Annotated in this window: 20 protein-coding genes; all 20 read left to right on the top strand. The window is 38.7% G+C overall.

Annotated elements, in window-relative coordinates:
• The first annotated feature begins 1 nt into the window (after position 1).
• The 20 genes from ACFQ3J_RS21315 to ACFQ3J_RS21220 all read left to right on the top strand — a co-directional run bounded on the left by ACFQ3J_RS21315 (position 2) and on the right by ACFQ3J_RS21220 (position 23776).
• Complete coding sequence (locus ACFQ3J_RS21315) at positions 2-910, top strand: replication-relaxation family protein (protein ID WP_090727257.1); 909 nt, start codon at positions 2-4, stop codon at positions 908-910.
• Between the two features lie 66 nt (positions 911-976).
• Positions 977-2362 carry a hypothetical protein gene (locus ACFQ3J_RS21310; protein ID WP_090727256.1) on the top strand — a complete coding sequence of 462 codons (1386 nt, stop codon included), beginning with the start codon at positions 977-979 and terminating at the stop codon, positions 2360-2362.
• A gap of 37 nt (positions 2363-2399) precedes the next feature.
• A complete protein-coding gene (locus tag ACFQ3J_RS21305) occupies positions 2400-3383 on the top strand; it encodes an SAF domain-containing protein (protein WP_090727254.1) in 984 nt (327 codons plus the stop codon).
• Between the two features lie 9 nt (positions 3384-3392).
• Positions 3393-4076, top strand: a complete 684-nt coding sequence (locus ACFQ3J_RS21300) for a hypothetical protein (RefSeq protein WP_090727253.1) — start codon at positions 3393-3395, stop codon at positions 4074-4076.
• Positions 4077-4078: 2 nt separating this feature from the next.
• Positions 4079-4921 carry a hypothetical protein gene (locus tag ACFQ3J_RS21295; protein ID WP_090727251.1) on the top strand — a complete coding sequence of 281 codons (843 nt, stop codon included), beginning with the start codon at positions 4079-4081 and terminating at the stop codon, positions 4919-4921.
• Positions 4921-6822, top strand: a complete 1902-nt coding sequence (locus ACFQ3J_RS21290; protein WP_090727249.1) for an ATPase, T2SS/T4P/T4SS family — start codon at positions 4921-4923, stop codon at positions 6820-6822. Before ACFQ3J_RS21295 ends, ACFQ3J_RS21290 begins: the two co-directional genes overlap by 1 nt.
• A 253-nt stretch (positions 6823-7075) precedes the next feature.
• Positions 7076-8857 (top strand): hypothetical protein, encoded by a 1782-nt coding sequence (locus ACFQ3J_RS21285; RefSeq protein ID WP_143042153.1) that lies wholly within the window; start codon positions 7076-7078, stop codon positions 8855-8857.
• Between the two features lie 18 nt (positions 8858-8875).
• Complete coding sequence (locus ACFQ3J_RS21280) at positions 8876-9334, top strand: ABC transporter permease (RefSeq protein ID WP_090727246.1); 459 nt, start codon at positions 8876-8878, stop codon at positions 9332-9334.
• A gap of 73 nt (positions 9335-9407) precedes the next feature.
• Positions 9408-9788 carry a hypothetical protein gene (locus tag ACFQ3J_RS21275; protein WP_090727245.1) on the top strand — a complete coding sequence of 127 codons (381 nt, stop codon included), beginning with the start codon at positions 9408-9410 and terminating at the stop codon, positions 9786-9788.
• Between the two features lie 11 nt (positions 9789-9799).
• Positions 9800-10351, top strand: a complete 552-nt coding sequence (locus ACFQ3J_RS21270) for a hypothetical protein (RefSeq protein WP_256209919.1) — start codon at positions 9800-9802, stop codon at positions 10349-10351.
• On the top strand, positions 10338-11330 hold the full coding sequence (locus ACFQ3J_RS21265; protein ID WP_090727241.1) for a hypothetical protein: 993 nt from the start codon (positions 10338-10340) through the stop codon (positions 11328-11330). The genes ACFQ3J_RS21270 and ACFQ3J_RS21265 overlap by 14 nt, the downstream gene beginning before the upstream one ends.
• Positions 11331-11534: 204 nt before the next feature.
• Positions 11535-12482: a copper amine oxidase N-terminal domain-containing protein gene (locus ACFQ3J_RS21260; RefSeq protein ID WP_090727240.1), complete on the top strand. Its 948-nt coding sequence runs from the start codon at positions 11535-11537 to the stop codon at positions 12480-12482.
• A gap of 17 nt (positions 12483-12499) precedes the next feature.
• The gene (locus tag ACFQ3J_RS21255; RefSeq protein ID WP_090727238.1) at positions 12500-15823 is read left to right on the top strand and encodes a DUF5704 domain-containing protein; all 3324 of its coding nucleotides are present in this window, start codon (positions 12500-12502) and stop codon (positions 15821-15823) included.
• 70 nt (positions 15824-15893) lie between these two features.
• Complete coding sequence (locus ACFQ3J_RS21250) at positions 15894-17009, top strand: GGDEF domain-containing protein (protein ID WP_090727237.1); 1116 nt, start codon at positions 15894-15896, stop codon at positions 17007-17009.
• Entirely contained in the window at positions 17009-17674 is a 666-nt protein-coding gene (locus ACFQ3J_RS21245) for an HD-GYP domain-containing protein (protein WP_090727235.1), read from the top strand. Before ACFQ3J_RS21250 ends, ACFQ3J_RS21245 begins: the two co-directional genes overlap by 1 nt.
• A gap of 172 nt (positions 17675-17846) precedes the next feature.
• Positions 17847-18119 carry a DUF1294 domain-containing protein gene (locus ACFQ3J_RS21240; protein ID WP_090727234.1) on the top strand — a complete coding sequence of 91 codons (273 nt, stop codon included), beginning with the start codon at positions 17847-17849 and terminating at the stop codon, positions 18117-18119.
• Between the two features lie 24 nt (positions 18120-18143).
• On the top strand, positions 18144-18794 hold the full coding sequence (locus tag ACFQ3J_RS21235; protein WP_090727232.1) for a nuclease-related domain-containing protein: 651 nt from the start codon (positions 18144-18146) through the stop codon (positions 18792-18794).
• Between the two features lie 47 nt (positions 18795-18841).
• Complete coding sequence (locus tag ACFQ3J_RS21230; RefSeq protein ID WP_090727231.1) at positions 18842-19969, top strand: COG1470 family protein; 1128 nt, start codon at positions 18842-18844, stop codon at positions 19967-19969.
• An 81-nt stretch (positions 19970-20050) separates the two neighbouring features.
• Entirely contained in the window at positions 20051-20620 is a 570-nt protein-coding gene (locus tag ACFQ3J_RS21225) for a WxL domain-containing protein (protein ID WP_090727229.1), read from the top strand.
• 15 nt (positions 20621-20635) lie between these two features.
• The gene (locus tag ACFQ3J_RS21220) at positions 20636-23776 is read left to right on the top strand and encodes an RCC1 domain-containing protein (RefSeq protein WP_090727228.1); all 3141 of its coding nucleotides are present in this window, start codon (positions 20636-20638) and stop codon (positions 23774-23776) included.
• Positions 23777-24123 lie beyond the last annotated feature (347 nt).

Genomic DNA, 24123 nt, shown 5'->3' with positions numbered 1-24123 from the left:
TATGGAATTTCAAGTGTCTCCGTTGTTAGATTCAGCGGAAGAACCGACACTCCAACCAAAACCGATTTGGGATGATCCATATGCGTACGTTACAGGGATGGATCAGCTAACAAGACATGAGTTTTATTACATCGAAGAAAAAATAAAAAATGGTTGGATCACAGACAGGGATATTGAAATTGTAAGATTTCTTTTTGTACACCGCTGGATTACGCTATCTCAATTACAAAGAATTTTCTTTCCTGAAGCAGAGAGAGAGGAAACAGTTAAAAAGAGAGTTCGTAAGCTGTTGAAATATGGAATGATTCGGCGCATTCAATGGAAAACTTATTCAAGTCCGAGTGAGAATCGTCAGAGTTTTTATGAGTTAGGTGCTAGCGGTGCTGATGTATTGAAATATCGATACGGCTTAGTGTTAGGTAATAGAGATCCGAGGGCTACACGGCCTATGACCATGCTATATCGAATGAAATATTCAGTGACTAACGAGTTGTATATTCAACTTCGAGAGAACTTCAAAATGACACACTTTGAATTTCATCCTACTTTAAAAATTGAAGAAGAACAACAAATACCCATGGCTCGTTATATACTTCGAACTCCAAAGGGGAAAATGCTTTCATTCTACTTGGTTGTTCATCGCGAAGACGAGAAATGGTTGAAAACCTTAAGATATCAAGCTCAGTTCTACAAAAACTTTCTTAAAAGTACTGAAGGTGGTGGCATACTCATCTTACTTCTCTCTACTGAAGAGAAGGCCACTTTAGCACAAAAGCTTATCATGCAAGAAGGTATTTCAGATTATGTTTGGTTTCTAACTGATAATGATCTGTACAACCATCAGAAAAATCTCAAAACAAGCTTTTTCATATTTCAGAATGAGGAGAAGCAATACTATAATCTTAGCTAACAAGCTTTCATTTTATGTTTGTATATTAATATATTGATATATATACAGGAATATAGAGGGTTGTAAATGAATCGAATATTCTTAGCTACCCCGGATAGGGATGAAGCAGAATGGTTTGCTGATGAGCTTAGTGATATTGGGAGAATAGTCAGAACAATTGATTCTTTAGATTTCTTTGTTCCTCAGTGGGAGTCAATTGAATCAAATATTGTTGTCTTCATGGAGAATGTTATACGGTCTGACGATGCATTTAAGCGACTCGTTGCGAAGATACGAATTGAGCGTCCTGGTTCAACAATTATGCTGATTTACCATCGAGAAGATGATGAATTGATTTCAAGCTTAATGGATGAAGGTATTACTTGCCTTAATTATATGGATCTTGAACCCGGAATTGTTGAAGTAAGAATCCTTGAAGCCTTAGGACATAGCGTTCGAGTTCCTGTACTAAAGAACCCTCAGGAGAATTGCTTTGGTGAGAAACTTGATGAAGGCAAGGAAGAATACCAGGAAGAGACATTCACTACTGAAGTTGAAATAATCTCTGATGAAACAACTGAGAAGGAAGATGGATCTCTTGAGAATACTTCTTTAGACAATCAACCAGTTTCCCGATTTAGTGAATCTGCAAGAGAATTTAGTCGTCAAATCTCTGAAACAAGTGCCAAGTTATTTGAAAAGATAGATGAGAAGAAAAAGGCGATTATCGAAGGAAAAAAGCAAAAAAATCTAGATGTTATTCGTACAGAGGAACTTGATTTTGCTCCTGTACTACAAAAAAATGCTAAGCGTAAAAAAGAAAGGTTTGTTGGAACAGCTGTAATTGCAGTAACTGGTGTAAAAAGTGGTGTCGGTTGTACTCATACTGCCATTATGCTAGCTAACTATCTAGCGAGTGAAAATTATCCTGTTCTTTTAATAGAAGCAAACGATTCAAACGATTTTGTAGAAATTGAAGCTGCCTATGAAGGTATAGATAATCCAACAATACTCAAAAATCCAACATTTACAATTGACGGAGTTAGATATGCTAAGTCCGTCAAGGATCTTAAACTTTATCATTATCATTCAGGAAATTATGCTTTCATCATTATTGATATGGGAGCCTATCAAGAAAGTTATTGCTATGAAGAATTTTTACGAGCAAATATATCCATCGTCGTTGGGTCAGGAAGTGAATGGAAACAGAAAGACATTATGAACTTCTTTGAGGAACAAATTGACCTTGATCAAAGCAGGTGGAAATTGTGCGTTCCTATGGCTTCAAAACAGACGGTTGATGATATAAGAAAAAAATTACCAAAGAGAAAAATACATTCTTTGCCGTTTCAAACAGATCCATATCAGAAGGATAAGGTAGTTAACTCAACATTAGAGGAAATATTGAAGCTGCACCAACATCAACGACTCTCACTACTTAAAAAGAAGATGCAGACATTCTTTCAGGACTAATTTTGAACGGCAGTTATGAGATGAAGGGAGAAAGTTCATGTCAAAAATAAGATTTCGCCAAAAACAATTGATTTTAGCCGGCTCCATCGGCGGAATTGTTGTACTACTGATTTGTGTTACAATCGGCTACTTCTATTTCAAACACATCGAGGGTAAAAACGAAACTGAAAGAAACATTCTTGAGGAGCAACGTGACTTTGCACAAATGCAGTTAGAAGAAGAAACAATAGCCGTTGAGGTAGCTGCAGACGATTACGAGGCTGGTGATATTCTACATGAATCGGACCTTGTAACCATAAATGTTCCGAAAAGAGCAGTACCAGAAAACGTTATGCATGCTAATGATATTGTAGGAAAGTACACAAAGATTAATTTGAAAAAGAATACACCTATCACCGACTCGATGCTTTATGAAGATGGAATAACACCTGATGATCTGAGAAACCAAGAGTTTCGCCTTATCGAGCTTCCAAGCAAGCTGGAGAAGGATGAATTTGTCGATGTCCGCGTTAAGTTTCCAACAGGCCAAGACTACATAGTACTATCTAAGAAAAAAGTTAAAGACTTAGCCAATGGAACCATTTGGTATGAGATGGACGAGCAAGAAATCTTAACAATGTCTAGTGCCATTGTGGACGCTTATATCAATGATGCCACAATTTACGCATTAACCTATGTAGATCCACACATGCAAAATGAGGCTGCTATTACGTACCCTGCTAATGAAAAGGTCTTAGATTTGATCGATTCTGATCCCAATATTATAGATGTTGCAACAACGGAGCTAGAACGAAGATACCGTCAGAAGCTTGAAAGTGATTTGCAATCTATGACTGAAAAGCAAAGACAGGATTATAGTAACGGCAAGAACGGAACCAAGAAGGAAACTGAAGAGGCAGCTGATACCTCAACAGTTACGGGGAATTCATTGCTCGATCAGCAGCAAACTCCCCAAAACTCAGAAGCTGTTTTCACAGATAACAATGTGAGTGTCCCAGTTGATGCTACGGTAACAGAGTAGGAGGCAGTTATGAAGAAGCATATTCTCTTTGTAGGAAATTACGATAAAACTGATCTGTTGTTTTACATTGCCAAGCTAGTATCACAAGTGAAGAGAGTTTTGATAGCTGACTGCACATTAACTAGTAGATATATGCATGCCTATCCGAAAGTGGAGATGAATACTACTCTTCAGGAGTATGATCACTTTGATGTTGCTGAAGGATTAAAAAGATACAGTGATTTGGAAGTGCATCTCAAAAAAGGTGAGTACGATATCGTACTAATAGATGCAGAAAATGAAGAGGCCCTGAGAAATTGGCCGTTAGCCGACATGTACTACTTGGTCTCTTCATTTGAGAATCCGGTTATGCAGAGTAATGCAAAGCTCCTTCAATCATACTTCCAAGAAAAGATGATTTCTGAGCTCTACCCTTTTACTAAAGTATTATTTGAGGTCAATGGTACTCATAACGAGTCCCATCTTAATGATCTCTTAGAAAGACACCCTATCCATTGGGAGGATACTTTGACTTACTATCCGGACGAGCGTGACTTAACAAGAAAAATCAATAATCAATTCTCCAGTACGGTAAAACTTAAGGGGATTTCAGGACCATACAAAGATGTGATCAGGTCAATCGTATCACGAATTCTTGAGCAGAGCCCAAAAGAAACTTTAAATCTATGGAAGCAAACTGAAAGGAGAGGTTAAGGATGGGGCAAATTGTATTTTGGGGATACCAGCATGGCTTAGGAGTTACAAGTAATACCGCTGCGATAGCAGCACTGGTTGGAATGGAATATCAGATCCGAACTCTTTGTTCGCAGCCTCAATGGTCCGATGTCACTTTAGAACAGGCTTTCCGAAAGGCTTTGCAACAATCTAATCCAGAATTTTTTGATTTCACAGGAATTGGTATTGATGCTTTAGAGCGAGCTGTCCGTTCAGGCAAGTTACAAAATAATTCCATCAGGAACAACTCGTTATTCATTGAACGGGATCGCCTTGATTTCTTGAAGAATAGTGGAAAACCTAACCAAACACAATTCGAAGAATCGACGGATGTATTGAAAATTATATATGAGAAGGCAAGCACTTATTATGATGCCATGCTGCTAGATCTTCATAGTGGGACGAATAGCGAAGTAGGAAAAGCCATGCTTCAGAGTTCGGATCTAATAGTTGTATGTGTTAACCAGAACATAAATGTTTTAGAAAAGTACTTTGAAAGTAAAACCTACTGGCCTGAGGAACTGCACAACAAGCCTCACGTTTTGATGGTTGGTCAGTATGACGTTGAATCAAAATACAAAATTAAAAACATAGCCAATAAGTACCGTTACAAAGGTCCAATTCTCTCAATTCCTTACAATACTAATTTCAGAGATCACTACAATGATGGAGATATAAAGGGATTCTTCATGAAAAATCGATACATCACAAGAAATCATGATAATTATTACTTCATGCAGGAAGTACGTAGAGCAGCGGAATTCATTCTTACGGAAGTAGGAGTCAACACAAAGATTAAAAGTATTGAGAAAGGAGTGTCTTAATGGGGACGACTTTAAACTATCTGATTATCGTCCTCATTTTGATCGGTCTTATATTGTTTTTGACTTTAAAATTACGACGCAAACCCGTCCAGCAAGTATCTAAAAAAGATGAAATGGACAGGAAACGATATGAAATCGATCAGATACTCGGCTTTGTAAAAAGGACGATAAGTGATTTTATCAATACGAATTTACTGGATTTAGGTTTATCTGATGAAGAATATGAACGACGAAAAGCAATAGTAGTTGAACTGGAAAAAGCCCTTAAAAACGCGAATACCGGTGATATTCAAGAGAAAGTATATCTCAAGCAATACATATACGATCTACTTGAACGGAAGTATGGGATCAATGAAGAGAATGTTAACTGGATCATCCCATTTAATGATCCCAAAAAATTAAGTGATCAAGATAAGTTTGATATCCTTCTTCATTTATATAAAAAGAAGTTCGGATTTAAGGGACTGGAGCAGCTGATAAGTCAGTATCAACTCGATGAATTAAAGTCAGAAATTGAAGACGGAACGACAGAATCTTACATTATCACAAGTGAAGAAATCAATAAGGTCTTTAAGACAGAACTTGCGAACACTAAACTGGATTTCCAGGATAGACTGAGTGTTGTGGTTCAGAGAGTGTACTCACAGTACAAAGGATATGGTGTTATTGATGACATCCTTAACATGAGAGTTGATGGCGTTTCTGGTGGGGTTTCCGGTGTGCCTAGCTCAATGCAACTGCTTGATGATGAAGTGGATTTGATGAACTCTATGAAAAAAATTAAACACCACGGATACGAAAGTGTATGGATTTTCTATAAAGGAAAATCAATTCATTTATCTTTTCTCAGTTTTAATTCTGAGTTGGAGCTAAAGAGAATCGTCAACAACATCTATAAATATGACAATCCGAGTCAAATGACAGAACAGACAGGTTTCAAAGTAAATGAGTTGAAAGATGGTTCGCGGGTTGTTGTAGTCCGACCGCCTTTTTCAGAAAGCTGGGCATTCTGGGTTCGAAAATTTGACCTTCCCAACATGTCTTTAGAAAATCTGATATCAGATGAAACAGCAGAAAATGCAGAGCTCCCTAGAGAGTTGATGAAGTTTCTAATGAAAGGTGCTCGCATTACTGCTATTACTGGACCACAAGGTTCTGGTAAAACGTCTCTTATGATGGCAGCAGTCAAGTATATCCCAGCAGTATATAACTTACGCATTCAAGAAATGGCTTTTGAACTTAACCTGCGGAAACTGTATCCACAGCGGAATACAATTGCATTTCGTGAAACGGACTATATAACTGGTCAACAAGGCCTTGATTTGCAGAAGAAAACAGATGGAACCGTCAATCTATTAGGAGAAGTCGCTACTGATGAGGTGGCTGCATGGATGATTAAGATGGGACAAGTCGCAAGTTTATTTACGGTTTTTACTCACCATGCCAAAACTTTTAGAGACCTTATGTGGTCATTGCGAAATTCATTAATTAACACTCAAGCAGCAACGGATCAAAAAACTGCTGAAGAGCAGGTGGCTAAAGTCATTGAGTTGGATGTCCATGTTGAAAGAAGCAACACTGGTCACCGTTATATTGAACGTATCACTGAATGTATTTATCAAGAGCATGATGACTCAGAACTTCTAGAGATCAAGTCCGGAGATACTCTCGAGTCCAAGATGGATGCACTTATAGCAATTAAAAAAGAGGAACTCCTGCGGAAAACAGGACGTGTATGGAAAGATCGTAACATTGTAGAGTACCTGGACGGTAAATATGTAGCTGGTGAGCCTCTATCCAAGAAAAAAATACAGCAAATGCTTGCGATTATGCCTCTTAAGGATGCAAGTGATTTCAAAGCCTTCCTAAACAAACATTGGGGGCATGTAAGTTATGATTAACATCCAAATATTGTTGATTATTTGTTTGATAGCTTTAGTCTTATCAAGCGTTTACCACTATGTCTCAGTTCGAAAAAATAAGACATCGACATTTGGGTCTAAGAAGGAGAGCAATAAGAGACTTCTCGTGTTCTATCAGAAATCTTACGTTGAGTTATCGAAATTACCTGTTCTAGGTAAACTCATCAGACAGGTTCGGTTTCGTCTCGCAACCATTAATCCTTATGACGAGCTTACACTGAGAAGAGAGACAATGCGGATTACACTGAAGGTTCTTGCCATTTCCTTTCTTGTAATTGCGCTTATGGCTATCTTCAGTAAAAACCTTGTAATGGTCCTCTTTTCAATCATGGGTGTTATCGTTCTTAATACTTTACTCATTAATGTTTTTGTCAAGCGTGTTGAAGATCGGCTCCTTGTACAGTTAGTAAATTATCTTGAAGAAGTTCGTCATGACTATCAAGAATTGAAATTGGTAGATGAAGCGATTTACCAAGGGGCACAACGTTCCCCTCATGATTTGAAACTTCAGGCGGAGCGTATTCATGAGATACTCACTGCAAAAGATCCTAAGAAAGACCTTGAAGCTTTCTATACAGTAGTTCCTAATCGGTACTTAAAAATGTTCGCTGGTATCTCATTTTTAGTAATGGAGTACGGTGACCGTTTGGTTTCTAAGGGATCTATGTTTCTTAATGCTCTAAGCAAGCTGGTTCGAGAGATCAGGGATGATGTCCTAAGAAGAAGACGTCTAAGTTATAAGCTTAGTAACTTGTCTTTGTTCGCATTATTACCGATCCTCCTCACTTTTCCGATTGAAACCTGGGCAACAACTTACTTCCCGATTATGAATCAATTTTACTCCGGAAATATTGGCTATATTTTGCGGATAATCATTTATTCAGCGTGCATTATTTTCTATTTGCTTGTCCGCAAGATTAGTGAGATTGAGGAATCAAGATACATGACGACCACATCTAGACGAAATTGGGAGAAGCATGTATATGAATGGCCTGGTGTAAGTTGGATTATTGACCGTGTTGTACCTTCTAAAAGGACAAGAAAACATTATGAAGTAACGCTTTTATTAAAAGAATCAAACTCACCACTTACGATTGAGTGGTTCTATATACAACGAATAGTTGTGAGTTTGACCTGCTTTATCGGGGTCATCGTGCTTTCCTTTTTTCTCCATTGGAATACAAGTCATCAAATTTATACCAATCTAACAACAGAGGCATCACACTTGATGGGCTACATGACTGATGAAGAAAAATTAAGAGGAAAAGAACTTACAGACTTTGATAATGCACTAATTCGTGACTTGAAAGGGGCTGATACTCTTACCAGGGAAGCAGTTTTAGAAAGGGTAATATTAATGCCAGATGCTCCATCAGAAAGCGCTGCTTTAAATAATACCGTGACCAGGATCATTGAGAAAATAGAAGTTCTCAACAATCAGTACTTTAAGTGGTGGGAGCTGCTCATTGCTATCGGTGGTGCCTGTATCGGATTCTTCATTCCACTATGGTTGACTCAATTCCAGAGAAAGATGAGAATCATGGAAATTCAAAATGAAGTAGATCAATTCCATGTGGTCATTTCTATTCTTAGTCAATTTGAACGAATGAATGTGCAGTCAATCCTCGAATGGATGGAGAGATATAGCATAATATTTAAGCCCACACTACGGAAGTGCATCGCTAACTTTGACAGTGGTCCAGAAAGGGCACTTGAAGAACTTAAAGATGATGCACCGTTTATCTCATTTGTGAGAATCGTTAATCGACTGCAGCTGGCACTTGAAAAGATACCACTTATTGAGGCTTTTGATGATTTGGAAATGGAGCAAGAGTTTCATAGGGAACAAAAGATTGATCGCATGAATCGACTCATTAGTAAAAAAGTTGTGTGGGGAAGAATTTGTGGTTGGGCACCTGCATATCTGCTGATCTTCCTATACCTATTGTTTCCTATGATTTATGTATCCATTGGACAAATGGATCAGACGATGCAACAAATAATGAATATTTAGCCGAAGGGAAGAGAGAAAATGGAAGAATCAACAAATACCGGATTGCGATTATCCGGAGGTATAATGCTGACAATCGCACTAATTACATTGGTAGTTTTACTTTTCGGTGTCTTCCAAGCAGGAGCGAAAACTGGCCAAGAAAAAATGACAGGAATTCAACAAACATTATCACAATCGGAGTACAACAACTACGATAATTCGTCCATGACTGGTAGCCAAGTATTGAATGCTGTGCGTCAGTATATGAACCAAGATCAATTTGGATTAACAGTAGTTACAGGTAAAGGTGGAAGTATGACTTACGGAAATGCATTTAATGCTGCTGGTGAAATCGTAGGAGATACAAAAAATATTAGTATTACCACTGCACAAGATCAAACAAGCAGCAACTATATCAACCCATCAGGAAAGTTCTACTCTAAAGTTGTTTACGATAAGAACAATGTCGTACGCGGAATCATTTTTACTCAAGGATGATTAAAAGATATTACATGGGATTCCTAGGCTCTTGAAGGGAATCCCTCCCATAAAATTAAGGGAGATCTTGTTCATGAATGAGAATACCGAAACTTCCATTTCTTTAGCAACTGCAATATTAATCTTTATATCTGCAGCATCTTTTGCACTCTGGGGACTAGTTTCGCAAGAACAAAGTACAAACAATTTGCCTCAGGTCCGAGCCAATGAAGATCATCGGGTATTCAGTACAATTCAAGAGGCTGGCGAGGAATTATATTCTGGAGCACAAGTCATTTACAGTATCTTTCGAATTCAAGAAATCAACTCAGACATTGAAGTTGAAGACATACTTTTTACTAAAAATTTGACTATTGATAATACCGATGTTTCTCACATCGATCCCAATAAATCATATAGCGTTGTGTATGAGAGAAATACTAAAGGCGAATTAACAAAGATCATTTTTAACTAGGGGATGAATTGATGGATGTATTTTCTAAACTTGTAGCTGGATTTATTGCTCTGATATTAATGATGTTGTATCCATTGTATCAGTCCACGGTACGTCATGATAACCAGATTCAAACTGTAGTCCATCAGACAGTTACCGAATTTGTAGATGCAGTAAGAACGAAAGGATATATCTCACCTGAGATGTATCTGCAGTTTAATAAGAAACTTGGGGAGACAGGGAATGTGTACGACGTAACGTTAGAGCACATGCACAAAAAGTATAATCCTGTTTATTCAGACCCAGCGAATCCAGCAACATTCCAAAACTCTTTTGATACATATTATGAAGGTCATTATACCGAAGAAATCATGAAGGTTCTTTTTCCAGAAACTAATATTCCTGCAGAAAACGATTCAAGAAAATATAAGCTCGCATTAAATGATTTTATTACCGTTTCAGTCAAGAATAAAAATCGAACGATGTCAACTATAATGCAAGATTTTATATTGGTAGGTAACAGCGGGGATGTGCCAAAGATCTTTATGAATTATGGAGGGATGGTACTCAATGAGGATTACTAACCTGGCCATCGTCTTTGTCCTTTTCTTTTTCCCTTTCTACTATGTTTTGGATCTGCGTACAAATGATCTTATGCTCGTAGCGCAGCTAGAAGACAAATATGATGCAGCTCTTAAGACAGCAGCGCAAGATGCTGGATTTATGCTAAACATCAATGAAATGCAAGAATACGAAGCTGGTTATCAGTCTTCAAAATACTTTAAAGCAAACAAAGAACAGGCAATCGATACTTTCTTTAAAACACTATATTTGAATTTTGAAGTACAGAATGATCCAGTTGGACAAAGTACCCTTGCTTCCTACATACCAGCTGTAGTCGTGCTAGATTATGATGGGTACTGGTTGTATACCCTTAGCGAGTACAAAAATGCTGATGGAACAACTGAAATGAAACATATGTGGCGTCCTAAAAAACCATATGCTTACACAGATTCACAGGGCAACAGTTTGAATTTTACTCTGGATAGTTACGTTTATGCATTTGACGCTTCTGACCGAGAATGGATAGAGGGGTACCAATGGGAATTACAAAACAAAACAGATATTCAGATCCTGAACAGTACGGTTCAGTTTGAAGAAGCAAGAAAAAGTTGGATTGTCAGCAATGTTCAAAAAGACTTAGCTTATTTCATCAATAAACACAATGAAGTTATGACCCGTAGTGGTATCAGCTACACTTTTACACTTCCTACAATATCCCAAGAGGATTGGGTCAATACCGTAGATGATATCGGAATTATGGCCTTTATCCAGGGGATTCCAATAGGAGATCAATTTTACAACAATTATGCGTTTGGAGGAGGGAGGTTGGTTAAATCGCCGGTAATTTATGGAGCAGTGGATCCTTCAACCGGATTGAAATATTACTACAGAGAATCTTGTAGCTTTCAATATCGAATAGAACAAGCGTTTTCGAGTGAAAAAGAAGCTGCAATGAAAGGATATTTCCCGAAGGTGTGTACAAATCAAAACAATAAATAATAATAAAAAGTCTGTACTGTGTTGTGTTATAACACAATATTTAATGCAATAATAATGAAGACATTTCTTGAAGGGAAGTGAGCATTTGAAATTTATTATATCTTTGTCTCCATTGATAGCTCATCGCTAACAATTGTTTCCTCATACCGTTTATAGGCTCATTAAGGAAAAGAAATTAAATAATTTTGATAAGGAGTAAAAGATATGAAAAAGACAGTTTTAACTATCATGACGGGTGTGCTAGCGTTTGGAATGTTAGGATTTACTTCCGGGTCCGCTTTAGCTAGTTCTCAACAAGTAGAAGTTCTTCTTAACACCAAAAAAATGAGTTTTCCAGATGCAAAACCATTTCAAGATGCTCAAGGCAGCGTGATGGTGCCGATCCGTTTCGTTTCGGAATCACTCGGAGCTAAAGTTAGCTATTCCAAAACAGGAAAGGTTCAAACCGTAGGTATTACAAGTAAGGATCACACGGTGAAGATGACAGTTGGCCAAACGACAGCTTTAGTCAACGGAAAGAAAAAGGACTATGGTACAAAAATCATCCTGAAGCAGAACCGGACGTTTGTTCCGATTCGTCTCGTAAGTGAAGGACTCGGTCAAAAAGTAGAATGGGACAAAATCAGCCGCTGGGTCTGGATCGGGGAGAAAGATTTCCGAAGCACAGACGATAATGAGTTCAAGCTTACGAAATTGAGCGAGTTCAAGGCGTATACGAAAACAAAGAGTGCATTTACAAACATGAATGATAAAGCTTATTCAGGAGTAAAGATCATTAAGGAAAGTGACCTTCCAATTCAGTTGGGAAATAGTCAAGTAGTCTACAGTTTGGATATTGTTAAGAACCAAGTAACAGGAGATGATTTGGTTCAGATTAGAAGCAGTCAAAGAGGAAATCCAGTTTCATTCCTTGTTAAGAACGATTATGCGAAAGGTCGTCAAGTTTTAGATGCGGCTTTTATTAATAACGGTGATAAAACGGCCATGAATCATTATCCTGTGGTAAGTCGGTCAGATAAGTTCCAAACTGGAAAATACATTGAAAGCTATGAGGGTTGGAGAAACTTTAAAATTAATCAGGCGGATTATATTTTGCTGGAAGATGGCGACTTAGAGAATTATGCAGTTGTCATTGTTAATCCATTCAAGTAAGGAGCACAACGAGCCGAATGAAAAAGATGATGAGCTCCTTACTCAGTGCGGTACTTATTCTATCTTCTATTCTCGTCGTGTTTACACTTCATCCAGGGAAGGCCGAGGCAGCAGTTTTTCCAATTAGCTCAAATCGCCTTCTTCAGGACGAGGACAATCCGAATCTATACTACTTCGTAGGGATGGTATATTACGAGGTTTGGAAAAACAATTCGGGGCAATGGACTGGCGGCGGCCATAAACCAGGAGATACAGTCGCAGTTGTAGATGGTGGAACATATGAATTTACGTTTGGTTCGAGCCGTAAGATTAAAGACATTAGAATTAAACCTTTTGATTTTAACTGGGAGCTTGCAGATGAGACATTTGAAACTTCGAGAACGGGAGAATTGGCTGTAAATCGCAAACAATACTATCAAGATGCCACTTCAACAAGGAGTTACAATAATTATAGAAACACGCCTGTTGTAGGCAAAGGAACAAATGTCGGGCAGAAGGAAGTTTTCGTGTTGAATGGGACTTTGGAAGCTGTAAAGCAGGTCGATAGGAGGCTTGAAGAAGAAACTGAAAACGGCCAAATTTTCGGAGAGAATGTAGAAGGTTGGCGTTATTTCTTTCCTACACTGTTCACGATTGAACTTGAACCAGAAGAAGGAAAAGCCATCGTCCAACACTGGACGACGACGGGGCAAAGACTAAATAACGTAGATGGATTTCAGGATCGGGAAGAGAAGCTTGAGAAAAACGTAGACTATAGATTCACCCACACACCAGGCACCGAGGAATATACATACGTTGGCCATAAAAAAAGTACGGTCGAACCTCCAAGCGGTGGAGAAATTACGCCCGGAGATCCGAGTGGCTTTAAGTATGATGCTACCTTCCCTATTTACTATGTGAACTTTTACTATAAGAAAGAGGGGAATCCACCGCCGCCTGATCCGGAAATTCCTGAAGCTAGTTGTACAGCACCAACTCCTGGAACTACTATTGATGGACGATATATGGATCCAGTCGTAACAGCTAAAATCTCGGCTGATCGACGAGGCAGTGAACAATTTGACGTGTTACAAGGTATTCCAACATCAGAGAGCTTATATGGAAATATCCTTGCTCGAAACTACCTTGCTCAACATTCTTTCGTCCAGATGTCTGGGGTATGTACGTTTACAGTTAATGTAGAGAAGACTTGGACATTGCACTGGGATCCTGGTCAACCAGGTCCACCTGGACCGAATGGAGAACCAACAACAATTCCGGATCCTCAACAGATGCCTGAAACGGTAGTGCAACAGTATACAGTTGAAAGGCCTTATTCATATTGGGTGATTGATAACTTGGAAGTATATAAAATCGATGAAGGGCAGCTCAAAAATTACGCATTACCAGGTGATCAGATAAGTATCACTCCACAGGGGTATGAGCCTCCAGAATTTACAGTGGATCAAACAGGTGCTTTTTATCCGCCATCACCGCCAAATCCAATTGTTGCACCGCCAGGATCTTTCGGTGGAAGCTCTTATTCGAGCCCACCATCTCCACCAAGTGAAAACTTGCAGAGCGTTGCTGAAGAAGGTGTTAAGAAGGTAGAAGTGACGAATGATTCACTTGTGTTTAACGGAGCTACTATCATGAGTGGCTGCCGTGTTGATGAAAGCGGACCAACGCCGAGAACAATTCCTGAGCCGCCTCAAATTAATGAAAACGTGTTGTATAAGCCTGGGAACATTATCAGTAGTAGTAAGACTAACCGAGAAAATACAACAAGTTCTGGGACAATTTACTATGGTCTTATGGAAGGAAATATTAACGGTGGTAGTAATAAGAATTTCCCGATATACGGGATAAATACAGTAACCGTTCATACTCCTGTTGTAAACTACTCTTCGGTAACGGATGACCGCGAACATAATCAGAAGACGAACCCGAACTATAATCGTGCTGCATTCATATTGGATCGACCATTTACAGTTCGGATACCAACGAATGGACAACATAGGAACTATCCGGGTTACGGTAATCGTGATTACGCAAAATATTTCAGAACCAAGCAAGTCCAGTTTCCATTCGATGTTTATAACAGTAGCCGGACACAATTTTATCCAAAGAATACCTGGATTGATATTCCTGTGAATCAGCTTGATACAGAATTTTTCCTCCCAGTATGGGTTGATGAAGGTGATTATCAGGTGTATTTCAGGAACATAGCTGAGAACGCTCCTCCAGAGTTACCATATCAGTATGATGCAAATCTTGACTTAGTGAACCACGTAGCTGTCGATGAAGTTTCCGTCGAAGTGATTGGCCGGCTGTACGATTTTCAAGTAACTGATATAGCTGATTACAATTGGGAGTCCGTTTTCCGAACACAAATAGGAAGCACACTACCTACAGGTTTATCATATTGGGTTGGAATGAACGGCATAGATGGTGCTCCTCGTGGAAACTCCGAGCAATATACTTTGCCAATTCTTCCTGGTAGTCATCCTGCAGAGGGTTATAAAAATGTAGCTGTGAAAACCGGTTATCACTTCAAATTCGATTTTAAAACTAAAGGAAATATGTTCGGCAAAGAGGATGGAATACGAATTACTCCGACGTTCCACTTTGTATCTAAAGATGGTCAGTATCGCTTTCCAGTAGATCTTTATTACAAAACCAATGAGAGTAATTTTGTGAAGATTGGATCAGAAGAAGATAAGGTACAGCGCTATGTCATTATGAATGATCGACTTCGAAATGTGCCTGCAGAAGAAATGATCGATACGGCCAGTTTTAAGTTCGATAATTACTTTACAACGGGGCAACTTGGATCGATGACGAAGCAGGAGTACACGGAACAGTTTATAAGTAAAGATGCCAAGCAAAAAACTCCAGTTGGTGGCTATAATCTCCTGCTGCTTCCAGAGCAACTACGTACCTTTATAGGTCCTAAAACAAACTTGCCAGCTTCTGTGAACGTCCAACGTGCGAATGCAGCTGTTCAGAATTGGTATGGGGAGTACAGCTTACCTGCAGAACCCTATGTGGTAGAAGCAGGGACAGATATTGCTGAGTATGGACGTACACACGGAGGGCTCGATGATAATTCTCCAATATTCTTTAAGAATGGCTATATCATCGTGAACTTTGATATCGAAACCATTCGTAACGGTGATCTAAACAACCCACATTTGCAATACATCAATGCGCCGTTAATGAATCAATGGCAATTAGAAGGATATCAGCGAATTAAGTTTGACTCCTTTGGTAACAGATTTACTTTACAGGATGGAGACGTTGTATTCTATCATGCCGATTTATCAAGTCGAGATGACTTTAGTCCGCAGGTTCCATTCTAACATTTCAAAAATGGTTTTACAGGGAAGGGTAGCCCCCTTCCCTAAAACTCTTTCATTTAGGGGGGATTAAGTGTCACTCTCACAATCAGTTATAATGCTGCCGCTTTTGTATATAATGTGGAATCTAACTAGAAGAATGCCTAAACGTAAGAACTCAAGTACCAATATTCAATTGACCATTATAGTAGTTGTAACTAGTGTGTATCATATTTTATCCCTTTTTGGTGCATTTGATGGCCAGACATTGAGAGCACAAATCTTAGGTGACGTACTATTCGTTTGTACCTTGTTTAGCTTTTACCAGTTATCTAACACGGTACTGCGATGGGAGCAGTCGGTGGTTTATCTAGGATGTGGAGCAATTGGACTAGCTGGTCTACTGATTCCGTTTCCTGCGATTCAGCCTATGTTATCAATTGTGTTAGCGACAGCTGCATGGTATTACCTAGCTGCAGCTATGCATAACAAAGCAAAGTCTTCAATTATCTTATTTATACTCTCTAAGATAGTCGTAATCCTCGGGTTGTTTATAGGAAATAGTCCACCTTTAGAGATAATTATCATTCTTCTATATATTTCTTCTTACACAGTAATCATTTCGTATATCGTCGATTACTTGATTCAATTAATTCGTGATACATATGAATCATCTATACAGGATCCCTTAACCGGACTATACAATCGTAAACAGTTCACGACATTTGTCACTAGAAGCGTAGACAAAAAAGTTGATGCACATTTAATTTTTCTGGATATTGATAATTTCAAACTGTTAAATGATACGTTCGGACATAAAAAAGGTGATGTGGTTTTAAAGAAAGTTTCATCAATCCTTATTGAGGAATTAGAAGGAGTAGGTGTTGGAGGAAGATACGGGGGAGAAGAATTCGTCGCTTTAATTATAGAGTCGAATCTGAATATTTCCGAGCTAACAGAAACCATCCGTTCTAGGGTGGAAAATGAGGCATCGTTTGATACGAAAGAGGGGATCTACTCAATCACTGTAAGTATAGGGTTTAGTACATTTGTTGAAGGTCTATCTGCAGACGAATTAATCAAACGAGCTGATGACGCTATGTATGTTGCAAAAAAGACAGGGAAAAACAGAGTAGTCGTATACGGAGATCATGAAGCCTTGGCATCAAGAGACGTCAGTGAAATTAATACAAAAGTAGGTGTAAGTTAATGGTTAACGTAGTGGACCCATCGCCTAAGATGAATGAGCAGGCTTTAAAGAGCTACTTGATGATTATTGATGCACTTTTCTACTGTATAAAATTGAGAGATGAACAAACCGCTAACCATTCTGTCTTGATGGCTCATTATTCATATAAACTCGCTCAGATCCATGACTCTAAGCAATCAATGCTATACTATGCCGGTTCTTTAATTCATGATTTAGGGAAGATCGCCATGGGGGACGATATTTTAAAAGGGAACGGAGTCCTTTCGACCAAGGATAAGGCATGTTTATCGGAACACGTACAAAAGGGAATTAAGCTAATAGAAAGCTTTGAACTCCCATCAGCGATTAATAATATAGTCGATTACCACCATGAACGCTTTGATGGAAGTGGATACTTAAAAGGATTAAAGGGTAAACAGATCCCCTTAAGTGGACGGATAGCTGCTATAAGCGATACATTTTCCACGATCATTGGAGGCAGGCCATACCAATCTCCATTAAGTGCTGTTTGTGCAACTAAAATAATGGAGGAAGAATCTTATCTTTTTGATGCTGCCATCCTCCGATCTCTCATCGAAATAGTAGAACAGGAAACCAAGTATAATCAATCTGTTTCTACAGTCAAAATTCCCTGGAGTCAACTTTTCATAAATCCTAAGAATTAAATAGTACTTTTCAGAAGAAAATAATTGATACTAATATATATGTATATTAGTATATTAACTAACATACATACAATTAAAAGGGGGTGAAGTATCAGCTTTGATCGAGAGTAATATTATTTGTCTTGCAATTTAGATTAATTAGATTTCTTTAAAATTTTTAAGGGGAAAAAGCATGCTAATATTCGGCTATTTTGCACTTATTAACACTGTTGGCTTGTTCATCATGTGGTACGACAAGAGCCAGGCAATTATAAGAGCACGGAGAGTTCCAGAAAAGCGATTATTCGCAATCGCGGCCTTGGGTGGGGCAACAGGCGTATGGATGGGGATGTACCTTTTTAGACATAAAACAAAGCACCATCTTTTTAAGTTAGGTATCCCGTTACTTATTATCATGAATCTCATATTACTCTTAATACTTTCAACGAAAGTCATATTTAACTAAATACAGATTATGTAGGTGGATTAATTGGAGTTACAAAATTTAATAACAATCATTTTAATCGTATTGTCCCTAGCAATTGTATGTTTCTTGCTATTCAAAACTTTAAGGGAGAATAAATTTCGACATGAAATAAAATCCACAGAAAAAAAACCAGTAAATACTCTTAGTCATGATAGCCCTAACCAGATATACAAAAATATTGAGCTGTTTCATGAGGATATTAAAGTGAATATCGAGGAAATTCGTGTCCAAGATCAAGGTGTTTTTATCATCGTCAGAAAGAATCGTTCTGGCCGCATTGTGGGATCTGAGGAAGATAAGGTTTGGTGTCAGTACAAGCAGACAGGAAATAACACCGCGGAACCCAAGACGCTTAGAAATCCTATGGCAATGACCAGAATACATACTTTTGTGCTTGCTAAGAACCTTGAAAGCATTGGTTTGCCAATGTGGGTACAAGGGATCGTTGTATTTACTCATCCCCAAGTTGAATTAGAGGTGAGTTTAAAAAGAAATTCAAATACAGCTGTGCTAACCACTGAGAATCTGGAAAGTTTCATTCGCGATTATCAACCTAGAAACACTATTAATACTGAACAATTAGATAAAGTAACAAATTGGCTCAACATGCTAACTACAAAAAAAGATGAGACGCTGTTAATTACAGGTAGTTAGGGGCTTACTCCATCTAAAGGTAGCAGAAGAATAGAGGAGATGACGAAGTGAAAAAATCTAGCTGGATGTTAGGAATCTTATGCTTTTTTTTCTTTATGGTTATAGGAAATACTCATGTCGAAGCACAAGAGTATGTTAAGTTCCTTTTGTCTCCAGTTAAAGAGATAGAACAATCTACGGGTTTTTACAGAGATACTGTAAGTGGAGGAGAATCAAAGACCTATGATTTCTATCTACAGAACTTAAAAGAAGAACCGTTAGATGTTTGGGTTTATCCTGCAGATGCTAAACCAGGTGTTAATGGTGGCAAACTGTTCTCAGGTAAAGATGAGGAATTAGCATCAGTAGGTTCGTGGATACAACCTGCAGAACCTTTTAAAGTATCTCTTAAAGCGAAAGAGAAGAAGAAGTTAAGTTTCACAGTGAATGTTCCAAAGAATATCGTTCCTGGACAGTATGTAGGAGTAGTGGCAGCAGAGGAATCTTTAGATAATTCTGAAAGGAGAACACCCGAGGTGAACTCGACTAATGCTGTCATGTTGATTGAGAAGGCTCAAAGAATAGGCGTACAGATCGTTCTTGAAAATCAAGTTGAACAGTCTAAGCACGAAATGAGCATCGACGATTTCAAACATGAGTACATAGCTAACGGTTTTTCTCAATTTACTGTAAAGCTTACTAACAAAGGAACTATTTTAGAAAGGCCTCACGGTGTCCTCCAAGTAAGAGACTCTCAGGGTAATGGTATCTTTAGTGAGAGTTTTAATAATCAACCATTAGAGAAGTCCATCTATGCGGGTACGACAGCAGATATGGTCTATACGGTACAAGATAAAGTTTTGCTTCCTGGAGAGTACTCCGCAATTTTTGAAGCTAATTATAGCGCAGACAAAGTAAGTGGAACATTTAACTTTACCATAACCGAAGCGGAAGCACAGAAATCTCAAGACGCATTGAACTATGCAGGAATATTACAAAAAACAGGAATCTGGGATTGGATAAAAAATAATCTGGCCTTAGTTATTGTAATAGGGATCTTAATTCTTGTATTTATTATTGGTTTCTTCATCTTGCTTTTCCTCCTGCTTAAGAAGAAAAAGAAAGAAAAGGATGAGAAGTCTCTTAAATCTAAGCTTGCCTCACATCAGTTTTCAGCCTCAAAGGGGACTAACTAGAAAAACTGTCCTGAAAGGAGGTGAGCAAGATGTAAGCTTAGGATTTACTAGAACAAATACATCTGAAGGAGTGAACAGGAGATGAAGAAAGTCTTAGCAAGTATGCTAGTAATGGTATTAGCTTTACCTCTAGCAGCTTCTGCACAAGAAATTGAGAAGGAGATTGCAGTCACAGGCGGAAGTCTACAATTCATCCAAAGCCGTCTAAGTTTTAACAATATTACTCTATCATCAAGGGATAATCTAAAATCACAAGCGGTTTCGACCCTTAGAGCAATTGATGATAGAGGCAATGGGGCTGGCTGGGCATATAGTGTCGCAGCTACAGATTTTATCACTACTATGGACGGCCAAGAGTTTAAACTGCCAGCTAGTATCGTACAATTCACTACAACTCTGAAAAATACCATTTCCGGTGTACCGATTGATTTTACGCAGGGCGGAGAGATTGCAGAGAACAAGGTTCTTTCGTCTGTACCTAGCACTATTGTTTCCGCAGATGTAGGTAAAGGACAAGGAGCGTACGATTTTGAGGTGAATTACACCCTGAGCTTACCGAAGACTATGACAAGTAGTGCTGGTGCAGAGATCGGGGTTATAGCTGGAACATATAGGTCTGTATTTACATATACAGCGACTTCAGGTATTTAAGGAGGGGTGACTGAGTTGCAAAATAATCAGGAAAAAGAAAAAAAACAGATACGGATTGGATGGAAGAGGAGTGTAATCGGAACGCTGGTGGTTGCACTATTAGCGGGAACGTACTCCTTTGCAGAACTGGGACCTAAAGTGCAAGCTTCGGAGTATTCAAAGATTCTGAGTATAGAGCCATACGTTTCAGATGTCTCTGGTGGGCTTGCTGTGGCTTATGAATTTAAGCTGGATGATGGTAAAAGTCTTCACCTCAATATGAATAGACCGGACCAAGTTACTGTCTTTGACAGTGGCATGAAGAAAGTCAGAAGTTATACCGGAGGTAATAGTGTTTATATTACGCGATCCGGAGAACTTTACCAAGGATCCCCCGCAGTTAAAATGCTAGATGGGGTAAAGGATTTTGAAGTTATTAAGCGCCCCACTACCTATTCTAACTTCGTAAGCTACTTTGCTTTGATGGAAGAAGGAACAGTATTGGCCTGGGGGAGAGGAATAGAAGGGCAGTTGGGTATTGGTAGTAAAATAGACAAAGTTGTGCCTACAGAAGTTGTTAATCCTGCTACTGGCGACCCTTTGGAAGGTGTTCAAAAGATCTATAGCATATCGTCAGAGAGTGTAATTCTAGTTACGAATAATAAAGTCTATCTTGTAGGTCATGCATTTTATACAAGCTCTCGTACTAATGCTATACCTATAGATGTAACTAAACACTTTCCTGCTTTCTCTAATGCATCTGAATTTGAGATGAAAGCTATAGAAGGTTTTAATTATATTAACGACCCTTACTCCACTGGCGCTGCTACCCAGCATTCGGAAGCATCTAGACGTGTGTTTACAGTGAAAGGACAATCAGTCTCATTTACAGATTTCTTAGCTTATGATATTAAGAAAAGTTCTTATGATGTGGGCGAATCAGGCACCGTTGGTACATTGAAACCTTTGCCTGCCGGAGTGCAAGTGGAGAACCTTAGAAAGATGGCATCTGCAGGGACAAAGCCAAACTTCAATAGCAAGAACATCTCAACAGGTTACCTGAATCTTGATAATGGTAATCTTGAATATTGGGGTACTCCTATCAATAGTTGGAATGCTTCAGAAACCACTTTTTCTTCAACAAGAACTCAAATTGCTACCGGAGTATCAAAGGTATGGGCAAGTATTGCTGGTACCCTAATATTCCAGAAACCTAACGGTTATTTGTACGGGTGGGGGACTAATTATGATGGTTTGTTTGGAACACAGGATCGGAACGTCACTTCCCTTCCTGTTCGTCTAACCGGTCCGTCCAACGAGATCAAAAATATTAAAGACTTTGCTATCAAAGGAAATGGAACACAACAGATGTTCGCTTTGAAGGATGACAACACAGTTCTGACATGGCAAAGTGATGGTAATATTACTGTTCTACCTAAAAAGTATCTTTCGTTCTTTAGTTTAAGACCTAATAACTCGATGGATACTTATGTATATGCTATAGACGAAGACGGCCAGTTAGGGTATTTTGACAATGCTTCGAACTGGCGAGTGGTGAATAATGCCCCGGTAGTTTATCCAGCAGATTATGTTGTACCAGAAACTGCTCCTGATAAACCTGTTTTATCGATTGCTTCGCAAGACAAGTTTGATCAGTCCGTAGTATCAATTAATTTTGGAACGACAGGTGATACTCCAACAAAACAATACCAAATCAATGGTGGGGGCTGGCTGGATTATACAGGTGAGATCGTCATCACTCAATCAGGTGATGTAACCATCCAAGCAAGATCTGCAGACAGTAAAGGAAATATCAGTCAAATTGGAGAGCTCACAATTACCAATAATCCAATCGTAATCACAGAAGGTCATCCAACGGTGGAAAAAATCTCGAAGGATGAATTCAAAGTAAGTGCATCGGCAACAGGCAGTACAAAAGTACAGGTTAGGGTAGATGGTGGAGATTGGCAAGAATTCAATGTAGATAACAACCTGTTACTGGAAACGGGAGACCATACCGTTGAAGTTCGTATGCTCAATTCACGAGGTGAAATATTAATTAATAAATCTTTCACCCTCACAGCAGATAGCCCATCGGTACCTGTAGAAGTGAACAAGCCGGTAGTTGTACAGAAGGGTTTAAACAGTCAGTATGGATTGGAATTAGAGATTCAGTTTGATCCAACAGAAGGAGATGCTTATTACTCTGTAGGTGGTGGTGATTGGATTCAAACAACAGGAGTCGTATCCTTATCCAATGATGTACACACGGTAAGAGCAAAAGTAGAAGCTGCTGATGGAACAGAAAGTGAAACTATAAGTTTTGTTACGTCAAAAGTAGATCCTAGGGTTACGGTTGAAAATGGACAACTTATCGTTGATCCGGGTATTTCATCTTCAGATCTTGAGGTTTACTACAAAGATGGCCAAGACGGAGGTTGGAACAAGTACATAGGACCGGTGGCATACGAGCCAGGTACTTACCAAATTTATGTTGAAGTCAGAAAAGTGTCTACTGAAGAAGTTGTTTACTCTGGAGGACCATTCACCATTGTTGTCCCAGGTGAAGGAACGAACCCGAATCCGGAACCAACACCGAATCCTGGAGGACCACTAGAATCCATTACTTCTGAAGATATAGATTTTACAGTTATAGGTGGAGGGCTAAATTCCCGTTTTGAAGGTGCGGATCTTTCAACCATTGTCATTGATAGCACTAGACCTTACCAACAGATCAATTCGGTAAGTAGAGCGCTTATTGAGGACTACAGAGGTAATGCGAAGGGATGGCAATATAGTCTCGATGTGAAGGATTTTGTTTCAGATCCTTTAACGGATAACTCGTTGAATACTAAAGACTTGATAGTTAGTATTCCAGCAAGCTCCTTATCTGTAGATGTTAAGAATAGTAATACATTGTCTGGTCCAGAAGCCCAATTATCTAGTGTTGGGAAGAAAATATTTACAGGAACCCAGTCGGAAGTGTTGGCATCAGCTAAGGAATTTGAAGGTATGGGATATTATGAAATACCTTTAGACTTTACGCTAAGCATTCCGGATAAAGTGAAAATTGAATCTGCAGGTACAAGAAGTAAGTTCGTTCCAGGGGAAGAAACCGGATTGATGGCCGGGACTTATCGATCTGTATTTACGTTTACCTTAACATCTGGAATTTAATAAATAATTGGGTAATAAGCTATTTTATAAAATAATATTATAAATCCCTCTTGGTATTTTCCAGGAGGGATTTTTCATGCGTACTCTGGTTATTTCTATGTTTGTAAGACACTGCGACTATATGAACTGATAATATTTATATATTTATTTAAATATGGGGAGATCAGGAATGAACCGTCCTCTAGATAGCTGGAAAGAATATCGTTACCATCTGAATTACATGAAACATTAGATATACATAGTGGGAATTCTGTAGAGTATTTCGTTGAATGCCAGCCTCGATTGTCGCCAAAACGGTGAAGGAAAGTCAGTTTTTCGGATAGCTTTCTAATAAATACTCATAATCC

It is taken from the genome of Paenibacillus provencensis (assembly GCF_042678545.1).
GTDB classification, from domain to species: Bacteria; Bacillota; Bacilli; order Paenibacillales; family Paenibacillaceae; genus Paenibacillus; species Paenibacillus provencensis.
The sequence above is the reverse complement of the archived record's forward strand: the minus strand, read 5'-3'. Positions and strand labels throughout refer to the sequence as shown.

What these genes read in the sequence shown, in the direction of transcription:
- ACFQ3J_RS21315 (WP_090727257.1), top strand. Translation starts at nt 2, where the DNA reads ATGGAATTTCAAGTGTCTCCGTTGTTAGATTCAGCGGAAGAACCGACA.
- ACFQ3J_RS21310 (WP_090727256.1), top strand. Translation starts at nt 977, where the DNA reads ATGAATCGAATATTCTTAGCTACCCCGGATAGGGATGAAGCAGAATGG.
- ACFQ3J_RS21305 (WP_090727254.1), top strand. Translation starts at nt 2,400, where the DNA reads ATGTCAAAAATAAGATTTCGCCAAAAACAATTGATTTTAGCCGGCTCC.
- ACFQ3J_RS21300 (WP_090727253.1), top strand. Translation starts at nt 3,393, where the DNA reads ATGAAGAAGCATATTCTCTTTGTAGGAAATTACGATAAAACTGATCTG.
- ACFQ3J_RS21295 (WP_090727251.1), top strand. Translation starts at nt 4,079, where the DNA reads ATGGGGCAAATTGTATTTTGGGGATACCAGCATGGCTTAGGAGTTACA.
- ACFQ3J_RS21290 (WP_090727249.1), top strand. Translation starts at nt 4,921, where the DNA reads ATGGGGACGACTTTAAACTATCTGATTATCGTCCTCATTTTGATCGGT.
- ACFQ3J_RS21285 (WP_143042153.1), top strand. Translation starts at nt 7,076, where the DNA reads ATGCGGATTACACTGAAGGTTCTTGCCATTTCCTTTCTTGTAATTGCG.
- ACFQ3J_RS21280 (WP_090727246.1), top strand. Translation starts at nt 8,876, where the DNA reads ATGGAAGAATCAACAAATACCGGATTGCGATTATCCGGAGGTATAATG.
- ACFQ3J_RS21275 (WP_090727245.1), top strand. Translation starts at nt 9,408, where the DNA reads ATGAATGAGAATACCGAAACTTCCATTTCTTTAGCAACTGCAATATTA.
- ACFQ3J_RS21270 (WP_256209919.1), top strand. Translation starts at nt 9,800, where the DNA reads ATGGATGTATTTTCTAAACTTGTAGCTGGATTTATTGCTCTGATATTA.
- ACFQ3J_RS21265 (WP_090727241.1), top strand. Translation starts at nt 10,338, where the DNA reads ATGAGGATTACTAACCTGGCCATCGTCTTTGTCCTTTTCTTTTTCCCT.
- ACFQ3J_RS21260 (WP_090727240.1), top strand. Translation starts at nt 11,535, where the DNA reads ATGAAAAAGACAGTTTTAACTATCATGACGGGTGTGCTAGCGTTTGGA.
- ACFQ3J_RS21255 (WP_090727238.1), top strand. Translation starts at nt 12,500, where the DNA reads ATGAAAAAGATGATGAGCTCCTTACTCAGTGCGGTACTTATTCTATCT.
- ACFQ3J_RS21245 (WP_090727235.1), top strand. Translation starts at nt 17,009, where the DNA reads ATGGTTAACGTAGTGGACCCATCGCCTAAGATGAATGAGCAGGCTTTA.
- ACFQ3J_RS21240 (WP_090727234.1), top strand. Translation starts at nt 17,847, where the DNA reads ATGCTAATATTCGGCTATTTTGCACTTATTAACACTGTTGGCTTGTTC.
- ACFQ3J_RS21225 (WP_090727229.1), top strand. Translation starts at nt 20,051, where the DNA reads ATGAAGAAAGTCTTAGCAAGTATGCTAGTAATGGTATTAGCTTTACCT.